Below are 18,189 nucleotides of genomic sequence, written 5' to 3'. Positions count from 1 at the left end.
CAACAGAGCCTGGCTAAAAATTAAAAAATGTAGCCTGAGTGAATGCTAAGCCTTTCTGATGCTCAATCCACCCGGGCTACGTTAATTATCCAGCTAGTGATGTACATCTAAAGGCTCTATGTCACCTACAGTAAATGTAGGTCCATGATCACCTGGCTCAAAGCTGTTTGGATTTGGGTTATCCAGAACATCCAGTTGAATACTGACACCATCTAGTGGGTAGTTTTTTATTAAATCTCTCCCCATTGCAGTAGCGAGAATTTCCCAAAATACTTCTGCAGGAAATTCCACTGTAGGCTCCATATACTTTAAAACAGCCGTACGTAATACCCGATAGTCAGGATATTCACTATTTGGTAATTTTTTCTTGTAAGCATAGCGTACATAAATAGTAACTGTTTGTCCTGATTGTCTGCTTGTATGATATTCAGGGATGGCAAATTGAAAATAATTCTTTTCAATATGATTTACGTTATCGGTTGATGCCCATAAAGATGTAGGACAATAAGAAATTACCATAATTAATAAAATGGCTTTAAATAAATTTTTCATAAAAATTCTCCAATAATATAACCGGCTAATGATTAAGAAATCATCAGCATCAGTATTTAAAAACAGAGGGGTTAACTATTAGAAAATGAGCGTGGTGGCTTATAGATTCGTGTTTTAAATCCAGAGCAGAGAGATAAAAGATATAGAGAAAAGGAGAACAAACCAATAAGTGAAGAGGTTTTTGATAAGCTCAATTCAGTTGGTATTACATATGTTTGGCTAAAATTACAGCGAATAGATGTAGAAATAGGAGATTTTTGTAAACATTGATTTGTAGATCCCGCAACTGTAGTTGTAACAGGATTAGAAACAACGTTTTTGTTGCTCATTGTAGTATATGGGAGCAGTACAAGAAGTATCGCAATAAAAATAAAAAAATTTTTCATGGTCATTATTTTATCAGATTAACCATAAAAAAATAACTATTATTTAAAAATGAATGAAGCTAGATGTGCTACATTTAATAAATCAATAGTGATTTACCTTATGTTACTCTTGTACCAGTAGGCGTCATAGGCTAACATGATTTGATAATCGCTAAAGGATTGTTTTAATGATCAATTTTAGTTACTTTATGTTTTTAGTTTTTTTATTTTGTTCCTTTTCGGGCCAAGCAAATACAACTGAAAAGCACAATAAAGCTTTTCGAAACTTCTGGCATCCTACTTATCTAGGGGAGCGTCTGGATTATTGTACCGTAGATGGTAAGGAATGTGGCAAAATCGTAGCAGATCATTATTGCCAAATGCTAGGTTATGATTATTCCAGCGATAATGAAATAGCCTACAATATCGGGTTAACACATTATTTATCAACCAGTCAAAGCTGCAAGGGCTGGCGTTGCAACGGATTTATGACTATTGTTTGCGCTACGGACTTATCTCATACCCCTCCAAAACCTTACCACTATCGGGAAAAGCGTTTTGCCGCCCCTCGTTTTAACGATTATCGTGTGGATTGGTGTTATGACCACAAGCAAGGTTGTGGTTCACGGGCAGCTAATTCTTTTTGCAATCGCATGGGATTTATGCAGGCTAAGTATTTTGTGAAAGAAACCCAGGTAAGTGCGACTAAAACAATTGGTAGCCAGGAATTGTGTTTCGGGAATCAGTGTAATGCTTTTCGATTAATCGTGTGTTATCGATAGGTTAATTATTGAAATCTTTCCTCGATTTAAGGGAGAGAATGATGGTGGCAAGTATATAAAACTTAAGGATAAGTTTATGAGTATTAATGACAAGGTTCTTATCATTGATAATAATGAAAGTCGTTGCGGCAAGTTGTGCACAATACTGGATTTTATCGGTGAATCTACTGAAGTCAGTAAGTATAGCGCGTGGCGCCTTGCTGATATAAGTCCCGATGTTATTCTTCTTGGTGCAAGTGAATCAATTCAGGAAACTATAAATGAGTTGGATTCTTTGGTAAACAAGTTTGCTAAAGTTCCAATTATTATGGTTGGTCAAAAATTAAATAATACCCAATGCCTATTGCGCAATGTTGTTTCTTGCCAGCCATTTCCATTTACTTATGCTCAAATAATGGAATCTTTGCATCAATGTCAAATTGCTAAAGAAGCAGTAAAATCCATTATGATTAGCAATCATAAAAATCCTTTATTACGTAGCTTGGTGGGTAACAGTGCCAGCATTCGGAATGTTCGTCGATTAATAGAGCAAGTTTCTGATACTGAAGCAAGTGTTTTAATCCTTGGGGAATCTGGAACAGGTAAAGAAGTAGTCGCACGTAATATCCATGCTCTGTCATCAAGAGGTATGAAACCTTTTATTCCAATTAATTGTGGCGCTATTCCAGGAGAATTGCTTGAAAGTGAATTATTTGGCCATGAAAAAGGTGCATTCACTGGTGCAATTACTTCGCGACAAGGACGATTTGAATTAGCAAACGGAGGGACTTTATTTCTTGATGAAATAGGGGATATGCCTTTGCCCATGCAGGTAAAATTATTAAGAGTGTTGCAAGAACGTTGTTTTGAGCGGGTGGGATCTAATAAAAGCATCGATGTGAATGTAAGAATTATTGCCGCGACACATAGAAATTTGGAAGAAGCGATTAAGGAAGGAAAATTTAGGGAGGATTTATTTTATAGGCTTAATGTATTTCCTATAGAAATGCCTCCTTTAAGAGAGCGGACAGAGGATATTCCTCTGTTATTTAACGAATTGATCGCACGCATTGAGAGCGAAAACAGGCCAAGTGTACGTTTAATGCCGGATGCGATGACTGCATTAAGCCAGTACAGTTGGCCAGGTAACATCAGAGAATTGGCTAATTTGGTGGAACGACTCACTATTTTGTATCCTAAAGGAATTTTGAATAAAGAAGATTTACCACAAAAGATACGTGGTGAATATGCCCCCCTATATGCAGAATCTGATACTTCCAATTCTGAACGAGAGGCTTTATTAGAGGTGATGAATCCGGAGCAGATTTTCACTGCAGAAGGCATAGACTTAAAAGAACATCTGGTAAAAACTGAGTTAGCACTGATTAGTCAAGCATTAAATGAATCAGATTGGGTAGTGGCTCATGCTGCAAGCTATTTAAATATGAGACGTACCACTCTGGTTGAAAAAATGCGCAAATACGGGCTTACTCGCCCTGAGCGGGTTTGAGCAAAAGGTAATTCAGATATTTAAAATAGGCCAGGACTATACATATAAGTCCCGGGTTCCACTGTGTTTCATCTGAATCTTCTACACAACTCACCGAAAAGCCATATTTGGTACATCTTGGGTGAAATAGTCTCAACAAATGCTCACATAGTTATCTATGCTGCGCTTTTTGAGAACCACTTTCACTCAATCTGGACTCAAATCTGACTTTTCCCCAACAATCTTGACTTGTGACTAAGAGACAGTTGTTTCACTCAGGCGTAACGTAATCAGATAAAATATTTATTGTTTGGTGTTATCAGTTTTTGATTCTTCTTCTGATTCTTTTTTGATTCTTTAGGTTCAACTATTTCAATAGTTTCAACAACTTCAGTAGTCTCAATGGTTTCAATAGGTTCGCTAGGTTTAGCCGGTTCAGCAGCCGCTTTATTTTCCTCCACAGGTTTTTGGGGTTTGGCTTCTTCAGCTGGTTCTACCTTTGTTTGTTCTGCTTCTTCTGCTTGTTGTGCTCTATTTTCTTTATAGTTATGAACGATTTCACCAACGCTCTTTTTAATATCTGTAAATAACTTGCTTGTCATTGAAGCTAACTCTTTGAGATCGGGTAGTTTCGATTTAAAGTCACTCATGGCTCACTCCATTTTGTAATATAAGTTAATTATACACCATTATCTAAAATTCATCCGCTCAGCCCAGTATTTTGAATATTAAGGTTTTTTATTATTCATCGTTTTAATTCACCTGCTGAATTTGATGTGTTAACCCCATGGGTGCATAAACCGCATCGCTGGCTTAAGTAATTTATTGGCTAGAGATGTTTTGGATGGAACGGTTAGTTTGAATGTTTTATAGCGTGCAATTTTTTCTATTATATAGTCATCACTTGTGCATAATTTATCTACGAGATTCAGATCAAAGGCATCTTTGGCTAACCAGTGCTCTCCTGTAGAAACTTGATCTATATTGAGTTGTTCTCGATGTTCCGCTACATAATTTCTAAAAGCAGCATGTATCTTTTCCAGATCATCCTGAGCTTTTTTTCTACCTTTTTCAGTATTCTCACCTAAAAGTGTTAGAGTGCGTTTATATTCTCCAGCGGTTAATAGTTCCACATCAATATCGTGTTTTTTAAGCCAACGATGAAAATTAGGGATTTGGGCTACTACACCTATAGAGCCAATAATTGCAAAAGGAGCAGCAATGATTTGATTGGCTACACAGGCCATTAAGTAACCGCCACTGGCAGCCATTTTATCGATACTTACAGTCAAAGGAATATTTTTATCACGAATACGTTGAAGCTGTGAAGCAGCCAGCCCATAACTATTAACTATACCTCCAGGACTATCCAGGCGAACTAAAACTTCATCTCTAGGCTTTGCAGTACAAAGAATTGCAGTTACTTCATCCCTAAGTTGTTCTACCTGAGAGGCTCTAATATCGCCGTGAAAATCAATAACATAAAGCGTGGGTTGTTCTTCTTTATTTTTTTTCTTTTTGGGTGTTTTTTTGCCAAGAACTTCTTTGTTCATTATGGATATGATATGATCATAATGTTTATTTAGAGATGTAACCTCCAGTTTAGGCTTTGGTTTACGGCTCATAGAAAAAAAACCTGCAACTACGACTAGGCAGGCAATAACTATTGTTACTGACTTTAAAAGAAACATACCGTATTGACTTAAAAATTCCATTGCTAACCTTAAAAAAAATAAAAACAAATTATGGCGATCAATAAGGCAGTTCGCAAGAGCCCAATTAAGTAGAAAGAAAATTAGTTGTAAAAAATAGGAGTATTATTTATGCCATCAAATGAAAAATTAAGGCAAAAAAAATTCAGAACTTGCAGTATGCTGCACTTATTCTAATTAGCATTTTGGGTAAGTCGATAGAAAAAGATGCGTCCGAAGGAATTTTTAGAATATCTGGAGGCAAACCTCTTATGGATTCTAAAATCGCTGAAATTCAGAAAGGCAAGATGGATTTTGCTACCCTGACACAGCTTGAGCAAGCAGCTTTACTTAAAGCAGTAATACGCGAATTGCAAAATATAGGAGAGCCTTTATTTAGCTATGAGAAATTTGATAATTTAAAAAAAGCTCAAGAACAAATACATGCAACTCAAAAGGAAAGGGGAGCGTCCTTCGATAAAGCAACAAGTGAATATAATGACCTAAGAAATCATCTATTCAATGAAGGTTCAGATATCAATAAAAAAATTGCCTTTCGTTTACTTGTTCTGTTAAATAATGTATCAGCAAAACCTAAAGCAAAAATGCCCGCAGCAAATTTAGCTATCGTAATGGCTCCAAATTTATTAAAAGTTCCTTCCAGCATACCTCTTCAAGCTCAGGGTTTAATTGCTCTGTCTATGAATGGAATTTGTACTGATTTGATTGAAAAGATTCGTGAAATTATAAAACCAAATCTTTATTTGCAAGGTACTCATTATGAAGCCGAAGTAAGAGATCCCTCCGAAAATAGATTCCATATTTTCAATGCAGATGGTAATAAATTAGGTGGAGAGTATAAAGGCCTCAAAGGTGATTATTTAAAAAGCAGAATTTTGTTAAATTTTAAAAGCCAACTTGAAAAAGCCACTTCAGAAAATATTGATAACGTAGTAGGGACGTTAGAAAATAGTCCGAAACATAATGTACTCGCTACAAGTCAAGGATTTACAACTTGGTTTTTTAATCGCGATACCTCTTCGATAAAAGCATTTAGAGAAATGGTTGCTGAGCGAAGAAGTGATTTAGAATTTGAGAAGGGTTTAGCAATGAATTAAAACTTGTTTTGTTTTTTAGTTCGAGTACTATTTCTTTATTAAGCGTAGCCTGGATTCAGCGAAGCTGTCTCTTAACCATATCTCTGCCTACGCCCCGCGGCTTGTCCGCGGGACGTCGGAATAGAGCTGAGCTGATTTTTCAGGGATGTATAGGAGATTCTGCTGCGCTGAACCCAGGCTACTTAAATACTAACCAAAGAAGTGTATCATTTCCTATGCTTGATGTGATTAACCTTGATTTTGATTATCAGGATCAACCTTTATTAGATAAAGTAAATTTTCATTTGCCCGCAGGAGGATTGCTTCATTTGCGGGGTAGAAATGGTGCAGGCAAGACGACCCTATTAAAACTAATTGCCGGTTTATATCATCCGCTTCAAGGTGAAATTCAATTTTTTGGACAAAATATAGCCAGGGACCACTCTGCTTATCAACGTCAAGTATGTTTCGTAGGTCACAAAACAGGTATTAACCCTAATTTAACTTTAAAAGAGAATTGCTTTTTTGATCTTCATTATGCTTCCTCATCACGCAGTATAAAGAAAGAAGTGCATAATAACTTAGAAGAGCTTGCTTCAATTTTTAAACTCGAACACCACCTCGATGTTCCTTGCAGCTTATTATCCGCCGGACAACGCAGACAAGCAGGGTTGCTGCGCTTGTGGTTCTCTAATGTCAAATTATGGCTTCTTGATGAGCCTTTAATCGCGTTAGATGATAAGGCTATTACATTAATTATGGATAAAATAGCAGCTCATCGAAAACAGGGTGGCTCAGTTTTATTAACTTCTCACCAGCAATTACCGCTAAATCCCTCTGATTATGAGGAGTATTGTTTGTGATTTCTTCCTTTTCCTTATTTGCCAAACAATGCAAACGTGAATTGCTTATTCAGGTGCGTCAAATTCGTTTTTTAGTGAATTCATGTCTATTTTTCTTAATTTTTATTTTTATGTTTCCCCTGACTCTAAAGCCGGAAGCTGTATTGCTTAAAACCATAGTTCCTGGTTTAGTCTGGATGGCGATACTCTTGTCTTTTTTGCTCTCTTCAGAGCGCTTATTTCAACAAGATTATGAACATGGTGTCATCGAACAATGGATTGTTTCCGGTCAATCTTTGCCCTTGTTGGTTGGTGCAAAAATCATTGCTCATTGGTTATTTAATTTATTGCCTTTACTCATTTTATGTCCTGTGGTTGCTTTATTATTTTCATTGAGCGTTTGGGAAACAGAGGTGCTTGCACTTACTATAATTTGTGGCACCCCAGCGTTACTGTTTCTTTGTGCTTTGGCCGCTGCATTTGGAGTTGGAGTTAACCAGAAGGGGCTTTTGATGGCTTTAATTTTATTACCGCTAACCCTGCCTTTACTTATCTTTGGAAGTGGCACTTTAAATATAGCCATGCAAGGATTGCCAATTAGCGCCTATTTAGCTTTATTACTTGCAATGTCTGTAGTTGCTACAGGATTTTTACCCTATGCAATTGCCGGGGTGATGCGTATCAGTCATGTTGAATAAGGTCTGTTTCCATCTCTACTAGCTTGGTCAAAATGGTCCGATTTTCTGCGTTCCGATGCTCACATACTCCGTGTATGCTGTGCTTTAATACTCGAAAATCAGGCCATTTTGGCTCAAGCTCGGGAAATGACAACAGACTTTAAGTGCTTCCGGGTTTTGCGAATAGGGGGATACGTGTTAAAATCCGCTTTTTTTGATTTCAATTATTCCTATGTGGAAATTATTATACCAACTGGCTTCGCCTAAGCTTTTTTATAATTTTACTGGACGCTTTACTCCAATTTTGGCAGGGGGTGCTTTAGTTACTTTAGTTGTTGGTATAATTTGGGGATTGGCATTTACCCCGCCTGATTATCAACAAGGTGACGCATTCCGCATTATTTACGTGCATGTACCCAGTGCTTTTTTGTCCATGATGCTCTATGCCTGGATGGGTTTTCTAGCTGTATTGCTTTTGGTTTGGCGTATTAAGATAGCAGGTCTTTTAATTAATATTGTTGCTCAAGTGGGCCTTAGTATGGCTTTTCTTGCATTGGTAACTGGAAGTATTTGGGGTAAACCCATGTGGGGTGCCTGGTGGGTTTGGGATGCTCGTTTGACTTCTGAATTAATTCTTTTATTGCTTTATGCTGCGATTTTGGCAACCCACTATGCAATAAAAAATAAAGACAATGGAGATAAAATTATTGCTATCTTAACTTTAGTAGGAATTATTGATTTACCAATTATTCATTATTCAGTCTATTGGTGGAATACTTTGCATCAAGGCTCTACTTTGTCAGTCTTTGCCAAGCCCAAGATTGATGGAAGCATGTTATATCCTTTATTGTTAACCATAGCTGGATTTTTTTTATACTGTTTGTGGATTATTTTAGAGAAAGCACGTCAAGAATTATTGCTTAGGGAAAAGAGGCAAGCTTGGGTCAAGATTCAATTTGAAGGGGAATTTAAATGAATCAATTTTTAGAGTGGCTGACAATGGGTGGATACTCAATTTATGTCTGGCCGGCTTATGGTTTGGTTTGTGTTGTTTTAGTAATAAATTTATTAGGTATGAAATGGAAAGGAAAACAGACACGTCAAAAATTACAACAATGGTTTAAGCGATAAAAATGATTCCAGCACGCCGACGCAAGATAATGATTTTAGTATTTACCCTGTCTATTTTGTCCACCGCTGCAGCACTGGTTTTATATGCGCTGAGACAAAATATAAGCTTGTTCTATACTCCTACCCAGGCTGTAGCGGGTGAAGCCCCACAACAGCATAATATTCGTATGGGGGGGATGGTTGAAAAGGGTTCTATTATTCGCTCGAAAAAGGGTTTGGATGTTGTATTTAAAATAACCGATTTTAATCAAACCATTACCGTAAAATATACGGGTATTCTTCCAGACTTATTTAGAGAGGGGCAGGGAGTAGTTGCTGAAGGGCAGCTGCTTGATAATCAACATTTTCGTGCCTCACAGGTATTGGCGAAACATGATGCGAATTATATGCCGCCGGAAGTGAAAGCAGCTTTATCCCAAAAGGTACATTCATGATTGCAGAATTAGGGTTTTTTTCTTTGGTTTTGGCTTTGCTTTCTTCCATAATGCTTGCATTAATTCCACTCGCAGGATTGCAATTGAAACGAAATAATTGGATAGATGCTGCAAGTACTTATGCAGTCTGCCAGTTCTTCTTTATTGCCTTATCTTATCTTTTCCTCACGTGTTGTTTCTTAAATGATGATTTTTCGGTAATTTACGTACTCAGTAATTCCAGCATTAACTTGCCTTGGTTTTATAAACTCTGTGCGGTTTGGGGGGGACATGAAGGTTCCATGCTGTTATGGGTCTCTATTCTGAGTTTTTGGACGTTGCTGGTGGCTTTTTGCAGTGCGGGTTTGGATAAGGAAATGCGTACTCGTGTTTTAGTTGTTCTTGGTTGGTTAGGCATTGGATTTATTCTTTTTTTGCTGACTACATCTAACCCTTTTTTACGCCAATTTCAAGTTTTAGATACCCAAGGTCGTGATTTGAATCCCTTATTGCAAGATCCGGGTTTTTTATTTCATCCGCCAATGTTGTATATGGGGTATGTCGGTTTTTCTGTAGCTTTTGCCTTTGCCATTGCAGCACTTTGGTCAGGTAGAGTAGAAGCCAGTTGGTCCAAGTGGACTAGACCTTGGACATTAGCTGCCTGGTGTTGTTTAACGGCTGGGATTACTTTGGGAAGCTGGTGGGCATATCGTGAGTTAGGCTGGGGCGGATGGTGGTTTTGGGACCCGGTCGAAAATGCCTCTTTTATGCCTTGGTTAGTAGGTACTGCTTTGTTGCACTCTTTGGCGGTAACTGAGCAGCGTCAACAATTTAAAGCATGGACTATGTTGCTTGCAATTGCAGCTTTTTCTTTAAGCTTAATAGGTACTTTTCTTGTGCGTTCTGGGGTTTTGACCTCAGTTCATGCATTTGCTGTAGATCCACAGCGCGGATTATATATTTTAGGATTTTTATTATTTGTTATTGGTGGCTCTTTGTTATTATTTCTTTTTAGAGCTCAAACCTTACATTCAAGCAGCAACCCCAGTCCTTTTTCCAGGGAAAGCGCTTTATTATTAAATAATGTTTTTTTAGTAGTAATTATGCTCACTGTTTTAATGGGAACGGTGTATCCATTACTTGTTGAAGGTTTAGGCCTGGGTAAACTATCTGTCGGAGCCCCTTATTTTAATGCTGTATTCGTCCCTTTAATGATTCCTCTGTTGCTATTAATGGGAATTGGTATTCATTTAAAATGGAACAGAGATCATTGGCAAAGTGTATTAAAAAAACTTTGGAAAACAATTGTTCTTAGCTTCTTAATTCCTTTGGTTTTATTAATTACTACCACTAAAGAATTTAATAGTTCAGCTTTTATGGGATTAAGTCTGGCTTTTTGGGTGATTTTAAGTACATTTCAAGCTGCTTATAGACGGATTTTTGATCGTGGTTTATATAAAGTAGGGCGAGCTTTTTGGGGAATGATTCTCGCACATTTGGGAGTGGCAGCTACGGTAATTGGTATTGCAGTTTCTACCGCGTATGGTGTGCAAGATGATGTACAAATGGAACCTGGAAAAAAAGTATCTTTACTTGGTTATTCTATTGAATTTATGCACCAGGAACCATTAAACGGACCAAATTATAAAGGAACTAAAGCTCAATTTAAAATAAATTATCAGGGCAAGAGCAAGCTGATTTATCCTGAAAAAAGGCTTTATACAGTGGGGCAAATGGCTATGACTGAGTCCGCAATTGATGTAACGCCGTTTAGAGATATTTATGTCGCTTTAGGTGAGCCATTAACTGATAGTTCCTGGTCTGTAAGACTTTATTATAAGCCCTTGATTCGTTGGATTTGGGCTGGTGGTTTTATGATTTTGGCAGGTGGTTTTTTTGCACTGACAGATAGACGATATTATCAAAAAAGGCAGCAAGCAATAATTGGTGCCCAGGAGTTGAAGGCATGAAAAAAATAGGATGGAAAGTGATTCCAATTACTCTTTTTTTGCTGCTTTGTGTTTTTCTTTGGCGTGGTTTGTCCTTAAATCCGCATGAATTACCTTCGGTGCAACTTGGGAAGCCATTACCTCACTTTAGTCTGCCTGAATTACATCATCCGAATTCTTTTTTTAGCTCCACTCAATTACATGGCCAGGTGGTTTTATTAAATGTTTGGGCGAGTTGGTGTGCAGCATGTGTCGATGAGCAGGTTTTTATGTTGCAATTGGCGCGTGAAGGAGTGCTAATTTATGGGTTGAATTACAAAGACAAATCATATGATGCTCTCCGCTGGCTGAAGCAATGGGGAAATCCTTATAAGCGAGTCATCCAAGACCAGGACGGAAAAGTTGCTATCGATTTGGGTGTTTATGGCGCACCAGAGACTTTTGTGATTGATAAAAAAGGAATCATCCGTTATCGACATGCTGGAATTATGACTCAAGAGATGTGGCTAAAAGAGATTTCGCCTTTAATGAAACAGTTGGAGCAGACTTCATGAGAATAGACCTCTTTCGAAACGCCTCTGCAAAGGGTGCTTACTTCATCGATACGGTGCTCGAATCCTCATATGACTTCATGTCTTCTCGTTTTGTTGCAAGTTTCGGGAGAGTTCTAACATATTTTATTTTTTTGGGGTTTTTGCTTTTTTTAGGTTCGTCAGTTTGGGCAAACAGTACTTATCCTTTGGATTCTGCTCAAAAGGAAGCTCAATTTAATCATCTGCTCAAAGATTTGCGTTGCCTGGTTTGTCAAAATCAAGATTTGGCAGATTCTAACGCTGAACTGGCTAAAGATTTGCGTAATCAGGTTTATCAAATGGTGAAAGAGGGTAAGAGCGATAGTGAAATCAGTGATTATTTGACTGCTCGTTACGGAGATTTTATCCTGTTTAATCCACCGGTTAAAGCTGTAACTCTTTTATTGTGGTTTGGACCTATTTTATTTTTACTCTTGGGATTTGTTATTTTCTGGCGGACTTGTTTTGGAACGCGAGAGAAGGAATATGCATAATTTAGTGAGTTTCTTATGAATGAATGGTGGTTACTGGGATTATTAGCAGGTTTGACTGGCTTAGCCTGTATGTTCATGGTTTACCCATTCCGACGCCGTTTTATCGCCAGCCTATTGCTGGTTCCTGTTGTCTTTTTAGGCGCATTTACAGGATATTTTTATTGGGGTGGTTTTGGAGGATGGCAAGAGTATGTCCATCATCTTAATTCCCAGAAACAGGCTAAAAAAATATTGGAATCGATTAAAAGTCCACAGGAATTAATTGAAAAATTGCGTGCAAAATTGGATGAAACCCCAAAAAGTGCTAAAGGTTGGTATCTTTTGGGACGTTTGTACAGCAGCCAAAATGAAAAACAAAATGCTGCAGATGCTTTTGCAAAAGCATATCAGTTTAATCCAAATGATGAACAATATGCAGTGAACTATGCGCACAGTTTGTGGGTACTGAATAATCAGCAATTTACTGAACAGATCACTGAAGTATTTAGCCGATTATTAAAAAATAATCCAAATCAGCCCGATGCATTGGCGATGCTCGCGATGGATGCTTTTGTAAGTCATGCGTATGAAGATGCAATACGTTATTGGCAACGTTTGTTAAAACTGGCTCCAGAACAATCAGAAGAAGCTCAAGTAATTCGGAAAGCAATTGCAAAAGCTGAAGAGCATCTGAGGTTAAAAGATAAAAATCTGGAGTGATTTTGCTGTAGAGTACATTATAATCTTGAGGTCCCCATCAATTTTTGATTTTATCTAAGCGTTTATCAATAGTACAATTTCAATGATGCTAAAAGGCTGTCATCTCTGTGTAGACACGGATCCATCTTTCAAAATGGACCATAGCGAGTAAGTTGAGTCGTTCGACCCAACAAAATTTGTTCCACAATCCACTTATTGCATTGATGTTTTTAAAATAGTTATTCATACATCCAATTAATCGGCGCCTCTGATTTAATAGGGTGAGCGTGTTCAGTTATGAGATTTGATTCATTACTTTCGGGATACAAAACATATCTTTTTGTAATGCAATTAATTTTAAATCTGCTAGTCTATAAATAGGCATCAGAATTATAAGGAGAAAATGATGTATAAGAGGGTATTGTTTGCTACTGACTTTGACGAAGTAGGTGTTATAGCAGCGCATAAGGCAAAAAAAATTGCTGATGAGAACGGCGCTGATTTGATATTAGTTCATGTCGTAGAACCCATTCCTGCTTATGCTTATCCTGGGTTTGCCGGATTTGCTGAAGTTGAATTATCTATTCGCGAGCAAGCTGAAAAAGAACTCAATGAATTGGGTGAAAAGTTAGGGGTAGATGCAAAACACCGATTTATTGAATTTGGCTCCACTAAAAATGAAATTTTAAGGGTCGCACAAGAGCGACATATTGATTTGATTGTTACGGGGAGTCATGGCAAGCATGGTCTTTCCTTATTATTGGGTTCAACAGCAAATTCCATTTTGCATGGCGCTGAATGCGATGTTTTAATTGTCCGATCCATACCTGAGAAACATTCTAAAGCGTAAGAATCAAGTATAAAAATGTAGCCTGGGTGCAGCGAAGCGTAACCCGGGTTTATATTAATTCTGTTTATCCAGGTTCACTTGGCTTCGTTTGGCTTATAAATGCTTCTATTTTAATAGTTTGTTTCAACTCGCTTACTATTTCTCAACGGAGCAGAAAACAAGTATACTACTGGGTTTCGAGTTACACGATTGAATTACTTATGAAATTGTTGCGCGGCATTCAACATTTTTCTGCGTTTGATAAAGGCGTGGTCGCTACTATTGGTAATTTTGATGGCGTGCATTTAGGGCATCAAAATCTTATTAGGACTTTAGAAAACAAAGCAAATGATTTAAAGTTACCTTTAGTCCTAATTCTATTTGAGCCTCAGCCTAGAGAATATTTCCAACAAGAGAAAGCTCCAGCAAGACTTTCCAGTTTAAGAGAAAAATTGGATGTATTACGCTCATATCAGATTGATTACATATACTGTTTTAAATTTAATAATAGCTTAGCGCAAACTTCTGCAGATGATTTCGCACGCACTTATTTGTTTTCTACGCTCAATGTGAAATATCTCTTGGTAGGTGAAGATTTCCGTTTTGGCAAAAATAGAGAAGGCGATGTGAGCTTGTTGAAAAAGCTTGGTTCGGAATATGCCTGCGATATAAGCATTTATTCAAATTTTTGTATTAACGAAAATAGAATCAGCTCAACACGAATTAGAACGGCATTGCAACATGGCGATCTGAATACAGCAGCAAAATATCTAGGTAGACCTTATAGTATTTGTGGTCGTGTATTACATGGAGACGGGCGTGGGCGACAGTGGGGTATTCCTACGGCAAATCTGGCGTTGCATCGCTATTCTTTGCCTTTGCAGGGAGTATTTGTAGTTCGAGTTCGAATTGCTTCGCAAATGGTGTATGGGGTAGCGAATATTGGACGTCGTCCTACAGTAGATGGCAGCAAAAATATTTTGGAAGTGCATTTATTTGATTTTGAGCGGTCAATATATGGTGAATTGATGCAGGTGTTTTTCTTGCACAAATTGCGCGATGAGGTTAAATTCACTTCGGTGGAGGCTTTAATCGCACAGATTTATGATGATATTGCAGCGGCAAAGGAATTCCTCAGGAATTGTAATGAAAAGGCCTCTGTATCAATGTTGGGAATAGATTTGAGTGCAGGTTGAATGAAAAACATTTTGAAAATAGGATAGGGATGATACTGTATGGTTTTTTCAAATTATTTTTCATTCAAGATACACTATAAATAGGGACAGTATAGGGTGAATAGTCACCAAACAATTTAACGATTTCGCAGAGTAAACTCTTATGGCAGAATACAAAGATACATTAAATCTCCCTAATACTTCATTTCCAATGAAGGCAAATTTAGCTACTCGAGAGCCTGAAGTTTTGGCTAATTGGCAAGCAAAAAAAGTTTATGAAAAAATTCGTAATGCTCGTGCCGGAAGTAAGCACTTTATTTTACACGATGGCCCTCCTTACGCGAATGGCCATTTGCACTGCGGACATGCGTTAAACAAGATTCTTAAAGACATTATTATTAAATCCAAATCACTCAGCGGGTACGACGCGCCATTTGTTCCTGGTTGGGATTGTCATGGGTTGCCTATTGAACTCAATGTAGAGAAAAAGATAGGGCGTGTTGGTGATAAGGTATCTGCACGAGAGTTTCGTGCCAAATGTCGTGAGTATGCCGCCAGTCAAATTGATATTCAGCGGGATGAGTTTCAACGTCTTGGGGTTTTTGGAGATTGGTATAATCCCTATGTCACTATGGATTTTCGTTATGAAGCCAATATCGTTCGCGCATTAGGTTTGATGATTAAAAATGGTCATTTGCAACAAGGCTTTAAACCAGTACATTGGTGTATTGATTGTGGTTCTGCTTTGGCTGAGGCAGAGGTTGATTATGACGAGAAAACCTCGCCTTCTATTGATGTTGCTTTTTTTGCGGTGAATCCCGAAGAATTTATTGGATTGTTTAAAAAAAATGCAAAAACAAAGCCAGTTAGCCTTCCTATTTGGACTACGACTCCTTGGACTTTACCTGCTAATGAAGCTGTGTGCTTACATCCTGCGATTGATTATTCTTTAGTCGATACAGATGATTCTTATTTAATACTTGCCACCGATTTGGTTGAATCTACTATGGCTCGTTACGGAGTGAGCCAATATACAATTTGTGGGTCAGCAAAAGGAAAGGTTTTTGAGCATTTAAACTTAAAACACCCCTTCTATAATCGAGTTGTGCCAGTGGTATTAGGCGAGCATGTAACTACTGAATCCGGTACTGGAAGCGTACATACAGCTCCTGCACATGGACCAGATGATTATTTGGTCGGCCAAGCTTATAAATTGCCTTTAATTAATCCAGTTAAAGGAAACGGTTGTTTTGCTGATGATGTTGAATTATTTGCTGGACTTTCTGTATTAAAGGCCAATGACACAATTTTGGAAGTTTTGGCTGAAAAAGGAGTTCTTTTAGCGAAAGAGAATATTCGACATAGTTATCCTCATTGTTGGCGACATAAATCCCCGATGATTTTTTTAGCGACGCCTCAATGGTTTATCTCAATGGATAAAGGTCGGTTAAGGGAACATATTGTTAAAGAAATTGATAAAGTGACTTGGGTTCCTGATTGGGGTAAGGCTCGTATCAGTAATATGGTTGAAAATAGACCTGATTGGTGTATATCAAGACAAAGAGCTTGGGGTACTCCTATGCCCTTATTTGTTCATAACACGACTCGTGAATTGCATCCTAATACACTGGAGCTTATTGAAAAAGTTGCGTTGCTTATTGAGAAATCTGGCATTGATGCCTGGTTTGAGATGGATGCAAAAGCGCTTTTAGGAGATGATGCTGAATTATATGACAAAATTAACGACACTATGGATGTGTGGTTTGACTCTGGTGTAACTCATTTCTGTGTTTTGCAACAAAATAAAGCGTTATCTTTCCCTGCAGATATTTATTTTGAAGGTTCAGATCAGCATCGCGGCTGGTTTAACTCTTCATTGACTACTTCTGTTGCTATGTATGGTATTGCTCCTTATAAAACAGTATTGACTCATGGCTATACTGTGGATGCTGAGGGTAAAAAGCTTTCTAAATCCAAAGGGAATTATGTTGCTTTGGATAAGTTGGTTAACCAACACGGTGCGGATATTTTACGTTTGTGGGTCGCTTCCACGGATTACCGACATGAAGTGAGTATTTCAGATGAAATTATCAAGCGAAATGCAGACGCTTATCGAAGGATTCGCAACACAGCCCGTTTTTTATTAGCAAACCTATTCGATTTTGACCCAGCAGTTGATGGCGTACACAACAAAGATCTTTTGGAATTGGATAAATGGGCGTTAAAGCGCAGCCAGCTTTTACAAAAAGAAATTATCGAAGCTTATGAAAGCTATCAATTTCATGTGATTTATCAGAAACTTCATAATTTCTGTGCGGTAGACATGGGAAGTTTTTATCTTGATTTGATTAAGGACCGGCAATATACCTCCGCAAAAGAAAGCAAAGCCAGACGTTCTTGCCAAACGGCAATGTATCACATCATTAGGGCATTTACTCTTTGGGTGGCGCCTATTTTGTCTTTCACAGCAGAAGAGATAGGGCGTTATATACCCGGTTATAATCAAGAATCGGTCTTTACCGAACTTTGGTATGATGCCTGGCCAAAGATTGATGATGTGAACATGGACGATTGGGATGAATTGCATTTAATCCGTGACGAAGTGAATAAGGCTTTGGAAGAGACACGTCAAAAAGGCGAAATAGGCTCTGCTTTGGCTGCAGAAGTCACTTTATATGCGGACAACAAAGTATTGCCTAAACTGACTCGTTTGGGTGAGGAATTGCGCTTTTTACTCATCACATCTGGTGCCGCAGTACATCCTATGAATTCAGCTCCAGCTGGTATAGCGGCTACAGCATATGGTGTTTCTATTGCCGTTTCGGCAAGTCCACATGAAAAATGTGCTCGCTGTTGGCACAGACGGCCTGATGTGGGTCAAAATTCCCAGCATCCTGAGCTCTGCTTACGTTGTGTTGGCAATATTAGCGGCCAAGAGGAAATGAGGCAGTTTATATGAGAAAATGGCCATGGTTTATGCTCAGTCTTATAGTGATTGTTTTTGATCAAGTAAGTAAGTACTTAGCGAGTGTTTTTTTAACTCCCTATAAGCCATTACCTGTTTTTCCAATGTTTAATCTTACTTTGGCCTATAATTCTGGCGCTGCTTTTAGCTTTTTAAGCGGTGCCGGAGATTGGCATAGATGGTTTTTTGCCGGTTTTAGCTTCATCGTGAGCGTTATACTTGCTGTCTGGTTGTATCGTACTGAAAGCCAGTCTCGATTCCTTTTAGTTGGCATTAGTCTTATTTTAGGTGGTGCGATTGGTAATTTGATCGATAGAGCACTTGATGGCTATGTGATTGATTTTATTGATGTTTATTATAAGCATCATCATTTTGCTACATTTAATCTAGCGGATAGTGCAATTTGTATTGGTGCTGGCTTTTTTCTTCTGGATCTGTTGGTGAATAGAGAATGACTCAGTGTATATTGAGTCAATTTGGCGTTACTAATCTATTCAAGTGACCAAACT

The 18,189-nt window shown here is 38.0% G+C and carries 19 protein-coding genes; 16 read left to right on the top strand and 3 right to left on the bottom strand.

The window, feature by feature from the left end:
* Window positions 1-93: 93 nt before the first annotated feature.
* Complete coding sequence (locus DY223_RS10730) at window positions 94-552, bottom strand: hypothetical protein (protein WP_058458155.1); 459 nt, start codon at window positions 550-552, stop codon at window positions 94-96.
* Window positions 553-1,105: 553 nt separating this feature from the next.
* Between DY223_RS10730 and DY223_RS10725 the strand changes: the two genes are divergently transcribed.
* Together DY223_RS10725 and DY223_RS10720 are read left to right on the top strand one after the other, a co-directional pair.
* A complete protein-coding gene (locus DY223_RS10725) occupies window positions 1,106-1,699 on the top strand; it encodes a hypothetical protein (RefSeq protein ID WP_058458154.1) in 594 nt (197 codons plus the stop codon).
* Window positions 1,700-1,775: 76 nt separating this feature from the next.
* Window positions 1,776-3,188: a sigma-54 dependent transcriptional regulator gene (locus tag DY223_RS10720; protein ID WP_058458153.1), complete on the top strand. Its 1,413-nt coding sequence runs from the start codon at window positions 1,776-1,778 to the stop codon at window positions 3,186-3,188.
* Between the two features lie 269 nt (window positions 3,189-3,457).
* Here the strand turns inward: DY223_RS10720 and DY223_RS10715 are convergent, their stop codons facing one another.
* Both DY223_RS10715 and sohB read right to left on the bottom strand, forming a co-directional pair.
* Window positions 3,458-3,817 (bottom strand): hypothetical protein, encoded by a 360-nt coding sequence (locus DY223_RS10715; RefSeq protein WP_115684313.1) that lies wholly within the window; start codon window positions 3,815-3,817, stop codon window positions 3,458-3,460.
* Between the two features lie 129 nt (window positions 3,818-3,946).
* Window positions 3,947-4,882 (bottom strand): protease SohB, encoded by a 936-nt coding sequence (sohB, locus tag DY223_RS10710; RefSeq protein WP_058458151.1) that lies wholly within the window; start codon window positions 4,880-4,882, stop codon window positions 3,947-3,949.
* 149 nt (window positions 4,883-5,031) lie between these two features.
* Here sohB and DY223_RS10705 point away from each other — a divergent pair, with 149 nt between their 5' ends.
* From DY223_RS10705 to lspA, 14 genes are all read left to right on the top strand, one after another.
* The gene (locus tag DY223_RS10705; protein ID WP_064115084.1) at window positions 5,032-5,976 is read left to right on the top strand and encodes a RhoGAP domain-containing protein; all 945 of its coding nucleotides are present in this window, start codon (window positions 5,032-5,034) and stop codon (window positions 5,974-5,976) included.
* Between the two features lie 215 nt (window positions 5,977-6,191).
* Window positions 6,192-6,818 carry a heme ABC exporter ATP-binding protein CcmA gene (gene ccmA / locus DY223_RS10700; RefSeq protein ID WP_058458149.1) on the top strand — a complete coding sequence of 209 codons (627 nt, stop codon included), beginning with the start codon at window positions 6,192-6,194 and terminating at the stop codon, window positions 6,816-6,818.
* Window positions 6,815-7,495 (top strand): heme exporter protein CcmB, encoded by a 681-nt coding sequence (gene ccmB / locus DY223_RS10695; protein ID WP_058458148.1) that lies wholly within the window; start codon window positions 6,815-6,817, stop codon window positions 7,493-7,495. The genes ccmA and ccmB overlap by 4 nt, the downstream gene beginning before the upstream one ends.
* Window positions 7,496-7,706: 211 nt before the next feature.
* Complete coding sequence (ccmC, locus tag DY223_RS10690; RefSeq protein WP_058458187.1) at window positions 7,707-8,450, top strand: heme ABC transporter permease CcmC; 744 nt, start codon at window positions 7,707-7,709, stop codon at window positions 8,448-8,450.
* Entirely contained in the window at window positions 8,447-8,605 is a 159-nt protein-coding gene (gene ccmD, locus DY223_RS10685; RefSeq protein ID WP_058458147.1) for a heme exporter protein CcmD, read from the top strand. Before ccmC ends, ccmD begins: the two co-directional genes overlap by 4 nt.
* Window positions 8,606-8,607: 2 nt before the next feature.
* Complete coding sequence (gene ccmE, locus DY223_RS10680) at window positions 8,608-9,039, top strand: cytochrome c maturation protein CcmE (protein WP_058458146.1); 432 nt, start codon at window positions 8,608-8,610, stop codon at window positions 9,037-9,039.
* Entirely contained in the window at window positions 9,036-10,988 is a 1,953-nt protein-coding gene (locus tag DY223_RS10675; RefSeq protein ID WP_058458145.1) for a heme lyase CcmF/NrfE family subunit, read from the top strand. The genes ccmE and DY223_RS10675 overlap by 4 nt, the downstream gene beginning before the upstream one ends.
* Window positions 10,985-11,521 (top strand): DsbE family thiol:disulfide interchange protein, encoded by a 537-nt coding sequence (locus DY223_RS10670; protein ID WP_058458144.1) that lies wholly within the window; start codon window positions 10,985-10,987, stop codon window positions 11,519-11,521. The genes DY223_RS10675 and DY223_RS10670 overlap by 4 nt, the downstream gene beginning before the upstream one ends.
* Before the next feature lie 77 nt (window positions 11,522-11,598).
* Entirely contained in the window at window positions 11,599-12,033 is a 435-nt protein-coding gene (locus tag DY223_RS10665; protein WP_058458186.1) for a cytochrome c-type biogenesis protein, read from the top strand.
* 15 nt (window positions 12,034-12,048) lie between these two features.
* Window positions 12,049-12,732 (top strand): tetratricopeptide repeat protein, encoded by a 684-nt coding sequence (locus DY223_RS10660; RefSeq protein WP_058458143.1) that lies wholly within the window; start codon window positions 12,049-12,051, stop codon window positions 12,730-12,732.
* A 385-nt stretch (window positions 12,733-13,117) separates the two neighbouring features.
* The gene (locus tag DY223_RS10655) at window positions 13,118-13,561 is read left to right on the top strand and encodes a universal stress protein (RefSeq protein WP_058458142.1); all 444 of its coding nucleotides are present in this window, start codon (window positions 13,118-13,120) and stop codon (window positions 13,559-13,561) included.
* 200 nt (window positions 13,562-13,761) lie between these two features.
* Window positions 13,762-14,736, top strand: a complete 975-nt coding sequence (gene ribF / locus DY223_RS10650) for a bifunctional riboflavin kinase/FAD synthetase (protein ID WP_058458141.1) — start codon at window positions 13,762-13,764, stop codon at window positions 14,734-14,736.
* A gap of 142 nt (window positions 14,737-14,878) precedes the next feature.
* On the top strand, window positions 14,879-17,674 hold the full coding sequence (gene ileS / locus DY223_RS10645) for an isoleucine--tRNA ligase (RefSeq protein ID WP_058458140.1): 2,796 nt from the start codon (window positions 14,879-14,881) through the stop codon (window positions 17,672-17,674).
* On the top strand, window positions 17,671-18,135 hold the full coding sequence (gene lspA / locus DY223_RS10640) for a signal peptidase II (protein WP_058458139.1): 465 nt from the start codon (window positions 17,671-17,673) through the stop codon (window positions 18,133-18,135). Before ileS ends, lspA begins: the two co-directional genes overlap by 4 nt.
* The last annotated feature ends 54 nt before the right edge of the window (window positions 18,136-18,189 follow it).

This window comes from Legionella bozemanae (genome assembly GCF_900450575.1).
GTDB classification, from domain to species: domain Bacteria; phylum Pseudomonadota; class Gammaproteobacteria; order Legionellales; family Legionellaceae; genus Legionella; species Legionella bozemanae.
The sequence above is the reverse complement of the archived record's forward strand: the minus strand, read 5'-3'. Positions and strand labels throughout refer to the sequence as shown.

Excerpts from the sequence above, each read along its gene's own strand:
- DY223_RS10715 (WP_115684313.1), bottom strand. The coding sequence starts at position 3,817 with ATGAGTGACTTTAAATCGAAACTACCCGATCTCAAAGAGTTAGCTTCA.
- DY223_RS10665 (WP_058458186.1), top strand. The coding sequence starts at position 11,599 with ATGTCTTCTCGTTTTGTTGCAAGTTTCGGGAGAGTTCTAACATATTTT.
- ccmD (WP_058458147.1), top strand. The coding sequence starts at position 8,447 with ATGAATCAATTTTTAGAGTGGCTGACAATGGGTGGATACTCAATTTAT.
- DY223_RS10655 (WP_058458142.1), top strand. The coding sequence starts at position 13,118 with ATGTATAAGAGGGTATTGTTTGCTACTGACTTTGACGAAGTAGGTGTT.
- ribF (WP_058458141.1), top strand. The coding sequence starts at position 13,762 with ATGAAATTGTTGCGCGGCATTCAACATTTTTCTGCGTTTGATAAAGGC.
- lspA (WP_058458139.1), top strand. The coding sequence starts at position 17,671 with ATGAGAAAATGGCCATGGTTTATGCTCAGTCTTATAGTGATTGTTTTT.
- DY223_RS10675 (WP_058458145.1), top strand. The coding sequence starts at position 9,036 with ATGATTGCAGAATTAGGGTTTTTTTCTTTGGTTTTGGCTTTGCTTTCT.
- DY223_RS10725 (WP_058458154.1), top strand. The coding sequence starts at position 1,106 with ATGATCAATTTTAGTTACTTTATGTTTTTAGTTTTTTTATTTTGTTCC.
- ccmE (WP_058458146.1), top strand. The coding sequence starts at position 8,608 with ATGATTCCAGCACGCCGACGCAAGATAATGATTTTAGTATTTACCCTG.
- DY223_RS10730 (WP_058458155.1), bottom strand. The coding sequence starts at position 552 with ATGAAAAATTTATTTAAAGCCATTTTATTAATTATGGTAATTTCTTAT.
- ccmA (WP_058458149.1), top strand. The coding sequence starts at position 6,192 with ATGCTTGATGTGATTAACCTTGATTTTGATTATCAGGATCAACCTTTA.
- sohB (WP_058458151.1), bottom strand. The coding sequence starts at position 4,882 with ATGGAATTTTTAAGTCAATACGGTATGTTTCTTTTAAAGTCAGTAACA.
- ileS (WP_058458140.1), top strand. The coding sequence starts at position 14,879 with ATGGCAGAATACAAAGATACATTAAATCTCCCTAATACTTCATTTCCA.
- DY223_RS10670 (WP_058458144.1), top strand. The coding sequence starts at position 10,985 with ATGAAAAAAATAGGATGGAAAGTGATTCCAATTACTCTTTTTTTGCTG.
- DY223_RS10660 (WP_058458143.1), top strand. The coding sequence starts at position 12,049 with ATGAATGAATGGTGGTTACTGGGATTATTAGCAGGTTTGACTGGCTTA.
- DY223_RS10720 (WP_058458153.1), top strand. The coding sequence starts at position 1,776 with ATGAGTATTAATGACAAGGTTCTTATCATTGATAATAATGAAAGTCGT.
- ccmC (WP_058458187.1), top strand. The coding sequence starts at position 7,707 with ATGTGGAAATTATTATACCAACTGGCTTCGCCTAAGCTTTTTTATAAT.